Genomic DNA, 5,357 nt, shown 5'->3' with positions numbered 1-5,357 from the left:
CCCCCTGGGGGGTGTGGTGGTGTTTGTGGTGTAAGTTGTCGGCCTATTAGTACGGGTCGGCTTCACAAGTCTTCAGTCCTTGCTTCCACGTCCCGCCTATCAACCCAGTGGTCTGGCTGGGGGCCTCTCACACTCGAGGTGTAGGGAAATCTCATCTCGAAGTGGGCTTCCCGCTTAGATGCTTTCAGCGGTTATCCCTTCCGAACGTAGCTAATCAGCGGTGCACCTGGCGGTACAACTGACATACCAGAGGTTCGTCCGTCCCGGTCCTCTCGTACTAAGGACAGATCTTCTCAAATTTCCTGCGCGCGCAGCGGATAGGGACCGAACTGTCTCACGACGTTCTAAACCCAGCTCGCGTACCGCTTTAATGGGCGAACAGCCCAACCCTTGGGACCGACTCCAGCCCCAGGATGCGACGAGCCGACATCGAGGTGCCAAACCATGCCGTCGATATGGACTCTTGGGCAAGATCAGCCTGTTATCCCCGAGGTACCTTTTATCCGTTGAGCGACGGCCCTTCCACGAGGTGCCGCCGGATCACTAGTCCCGACTTTCGTCCCTGCTCGAGCTGTCGCTCTCACAGTCAAGCTCCCTTGTGCACTTACACTCGACACCTGATTGCCAACCAGGCTGAGGGAACCTTTGGGCGCCTCCGTTACTCTTTGGGAGGCAACCGCCCCAGTTAAACTACCCATCAGGCACTGTCCCTGAACCAGATCATGGTCCGAAGTTAGGAATCCGATACGGCCAGAGTGGTATTTCAACGATGACTCCACGAGCACTGGCGTGCCCGCTTCAAAGTCTCCCACCTATCCTACACAAGCCGCACCGAACACCAATACCAAACTATAGTAAAGGTCTCGGGGTCTTTCCGTCCTGCTGCGCGTAACGAGCATCTTTACTCGTACTGCAATTTCGCCGAGTTCATGGTTGAGACAGCGGGGAAGTCGTTACTCCATTCGTGCAGGTCGGAACTTACCCGACAAGGAATTTCGCTACCTTAGGATGGTTATAGTTACCACCGCCGTTTACTGGGGCTTGAATTCACCGCTTCACCCTAAAAGGGTTGACAGCTCCTCTTAACCTTCCAGCACCGGGCAGGAGTCAGTCCGTATACATCGTCTTGCGACTTCGCACGGACCTGTGTTTTTAGTAAACAGTCGCTTCCCCCTGGTCTCTGCGGCCCACACCCGCTCACACCCGCGTGGGGTGGTCACGGGGCAGGCCCCCCTTCTCCCGAAGTTACGGGGGCATTTTGCCGAGTTCCTTAACCATGATTCTCTCGATCGCCTTGGTATTCTCTACCTGATCACCTGTGTCGGTTTGGGGTACGGGCAGCTGGAACCTCGCGCCGATGCTTTTCTAGGCAGCATAGGATCACCGGATCACCCACCAGAGGTGGGCGCCTGTCGGGTCTCAGCCATCGTGTCCCGCGGATTTGCCTACGGGACGGCCTACACCCTTGGACCAGGACGATTCCATTGCCTGGCCCGGCTACCTTCCTGCGTCACACCTGTTAATACGCTGACCTCCCCGGTTCGGGTCCCGCGCCGCACGCCAACGGGACCCCGAAGGGTCCTCCATGGCGGTTGGGGCGGTTAGCATCACCGGTTCGGTAGGGACGGTTCTTCACTGGTACGGGAATATCAACCCGTTGTCCATCGACTACGCCTGTCGGCCTCGCCTTAGGTCCCGACTCACCCAGGGCAGATTAGCTTGACCCTGGAACCCTTGATCATTCGGCGGACGGGTTTCTCACCCGTCATTCGCTACTCATGCCTGCATTCTCACTCGTGTAGCATCCACCGCTGGTTTACACCGCGGCTTCACCCGCTACACGACGCTCCCCTACCCGTCCAGTCCGCTGAACCACGAAGGCTAACGGGATGACTGAACGATGCGACTTCGGCGGTGTACTTGAGCCCCGCTACATTATCGGCGCGGAATCACTTGACCAGTGAGCTATTACGCACTCTTTCAAGGGTGGCTGCTTCTAAGCCAACCTCCTGGTTGTCTAAGCAACTCCACATCCTTTTCCACTTAGCACACGCTTAGGGGCCTTAGTCGGCATTCTGGGCTGTTTCCCTCTCGACAATGAAGCTTATCCCCCACTGTCTCACTGCTGCGCTCTCACTTGCCGGCATTCGGAGTTTGGCTGACGTCAGTAACCTGGTGAGGCCCATCGGCCATCCAGTAGCTCTACCTCCGGCAAGAAACACGCAACGCTGCACCTAAATGCATTTCGGGGAGAACCAGCTATCACGGAGTTTGATTGGCCTTTCACCCCTACCCACAGCTCATCCCCTCCATTTTCAACTGAAGTGGGTTCGGTCCTCCACACGCTCTTACACGCGCTTCAACCTGGCCATGGGTAGATCACTCCGCTTCGGGTCTAGACCGTGCCACTCAAACGCCCTATTCAGACTCGCTTTCGCTACGGCTTCCCCACACGGGTTAACCTCGCGACACAGCACTAACTCGCAGGCTCATTCTTCAAAAGGCACGCCGTCACCAGCCCTCAGGCCGGCTCCGACGGATTGTAGGCACACGGTTTCAGGTACTATTTCACTCCCCTCCCGGGGTACTTTTCACCTTTCCCTCACGGTACTGGTCCGCTATCGGTCATCGGGTAGTATTCAGGCTTACCAGGTGGTCCTGGCAGATTCACACGGGATTTCTCGGGCCCCGTGCTACTCGGGTGGTGCACAATGACGGCGGAACGCATTACGGTTACGGGACTAACACCCTCTCTGGTCCGGCTCTCAAACCGGTTCACCTATACGCCCGCACCTCGCCACACCAGTCCGGCAGAACTGGAACAGTGCACTCCCACAACCCCGACCATGCAACGCCCGCCGGCTATCACACATGGACCGGTTTAGCCCCATCCGCTTTCGCTCGCCACTACTCACGGAATCACTATTGTTTTCTCTTCCTGCGGGTACTGAGATGTTTCACTTCCCCGCGTTCCCTCCACGCACCCTATGTGTTCAGATGCGGGTCACGCAGCATGACACTGCGCGGGGTTCCCCCATTCGGAGATCCTGGCCTCAACGTCCGGTTATCGACTCCACCAGGCTTATCGCAGATTCCCACGTCCTTCTTCGGCTCCCGATGCCAAGGCATCCACCGTGCGCCCTTGAAAACTTGACCACAAACAGATCAAGCAACAGAGCTTCTACATATCAAGAAAAACCATGAAAGGTTTTCTGAGATCAAAGAAATTGCTTTGCCCGCACACAACACCCACCCGGACCGGCCCCCGCGAGGAGGACGACCCGAAACGATGCGCGTGCGGTACAAGATGCTCGCGTCCACTATGCAGTTCCCAAACAACAACCCCCACAGCCCCCACCACACCCACCGACCAGAGACAGAACACTGATCGATCACGGATGCTTAGGCCAGGCCGGGGAAAACAACAAACCACCACCACCACCGACGCAAAGAGCGCCGGTGCGGGCGGGCCTNGGCCTGTTGTTTCAGGGCCCAACAGTGTGCCAAGGACCAGAACCCCTCCACAGGCCCGGAACCGTTCCAACCCGCACCACCCCCGAAGAGGGGCAGTGCACGGCGTACTGAGTACTCCGGACCGGCAGGAGCGCCGGCCGCTAATCCATTGATATTCCACCCTCGAGCACCCGCCCAACCACATCCGGGCTGGCAACGGGCGAACACTGAACACCACCACACCGGCCACTGTGGACCAGGGGATGGATGCTAGCTGCTCCTTAGAAAGGAGGTGATCCAGCCGCACCTTCCGGTACGGCTACCTTGTTACGACTTAGTCCCAATCGCCGGTCCCACCTTCGACAGCTCCCTCCCCACAAGGGGGTTGGGCCACCGGCTTCGGGTGTTACCAACTTTCGTGACTTGACGGGCGGTGTGTACAAGGCCCGGGAACGTATTCACCGCAGCGTTGCTGATCTGCGATTACTAGCGACTCCGACTTCATGGGGTCGAGTTGCAGACCCCAATCCGAACTGAGACCGGCTTTTTGGGATTAGCTCCACCTCACAGTATCGCAACCCATTGTACCGGCCATTGTAGCATGCGTGAAGCCCAAGACATAAGGGGCATGATGATTTGACGTCGTCCCCACCTTCCTCCGAGTTGACCCCGGCAGTCTCCCATGAGTCCCCACCATCACGTGCTGGCAACATGGAACGAGGGTTGCGCTCGTTGCGGGACTTAACCCAACATCTCACGACACGAGCTGACGACAACCATGCACCACCTGTGAACCAGCCCCGAAGGGAAACCCTGTTTCCAGGGCGGTCCGGTCCATGTCAAGCCTTGGTAAGGTTCTTCGCGTTGCATCGAATTAATCCGCATGCTCCGCCGCTTGTGCGGGCCCCCGTCAATTCCTTTGAGTTTTAGCCTTGCGGCCGTACTCCCCAGGCGGGGCACTTAATGCGTTAGCTACGACGCGGAGAACGTGGAATGTCCCCCACATCTAGTGCCCAACGTTTACGGCATGGACTACCAGGGTATCTAATCCTGTTCGCTCCCCATGCTTTCGCTCCTCAGCGTCAGTTACTGCCCAGAGACCTGCCTTCGCCATCGGTGTTCCTCCTGATATCTGCGCATTTCACCGCTACACCAGGAATTCCAGTCTCCCCTACAGCACTCTAGTCTGCCCGTACCCACCGCAGATCCGGGGTTGAGCCCCGGACTTTCACGGCAGACGCGACAAACCGCCTACGAGCTCTTTACGCCCAATAATTCCGGATAACGCTTGCGCCCTACGTATTACCGCGGCTGCTGGCACGTAGTTAGCCGGCGCTTCTTCTGCAGGTACCGTCACTCTCGCTTCTTCCCTACTGAAAGAGGTTTACAACCCGAAGGCCGTCATCCCTCACGCGGCGTCGCTGCATCAGGCTTCCGCCCATTGTGCAATATTCCCCACTGCTGCCTCCCGTAGGAGTCTGGGCCGTGTCTCAGTCCCAGTGTGGCCGGTCACCCTCTCAGGCCGGCTACCCGTCGTCGCCTTGGTAGGCCATTACCCCACCAACAAGCTGATAGGCCGCGAGTCCATCCTTGACCAGTCAATCCCTTTCCAACCACCACCATGCGATGGAAGCTGAATATCCAGTATTAGACCCAGTTTCCCGGGCTTATCCCAGAGTCAAGGGCAGGTTACTCACGTGTTACTCACCCGTTCGCCACTAATCCACCCAGCAAGCTGGGCTTCATCGTTCGACTTGCATGTGTTAAGCACGCCGCCAGCGTTCATCCTGAGCCAGGATCAAACTCTCCGTAAAAACTTACAGAACGCAGTACACGGTCAAGGGAAAAACAAGACCGCCACCACAATTCGAAACCCGGCAAATACAACCACCAAGCACCCACGG

Annotated in this window: 2 rRNA genes; both read right to left on the bottom strand. The window is 57.6% G+C overall.

What is annotated here, in order from left to right:
- Positions 1–25 precede the first annotated feature (25 nt).
- Positions 26–3,156: ribosomal RNA gene (locus tag ABD784_RS09555) — 23S ribosomal RNA — on the bottom strand.
- A gap of 582 nt (positions 3,157–3,738) precedes the next feature.
- Positions 3,739–5,267: ribosomal RNA gene (locus ABD784_RS09550) — 16S ribosomal RNA — on the bottom strand.
- The 16S and 23S rRNA genes sit together here, the layout of an rRNA operon.
- Positions 5,268–5,357: the final 90 nt, after the last annotated feature.

The organism is Zhihengliuella alba, assembly GCF_039538765.1.
Lineage (GTDB): Bacteria > Actinomycetota > Actinomycetes > Actinomycetales > Micrococcaceae > Zhihengliuella > Zhihengliuella alba.
The sequence above is the reverse complement of the archived record's forward strand: the minus strand, read 5'-3'. Positions and strand labels throughout refer to the sequence as shown.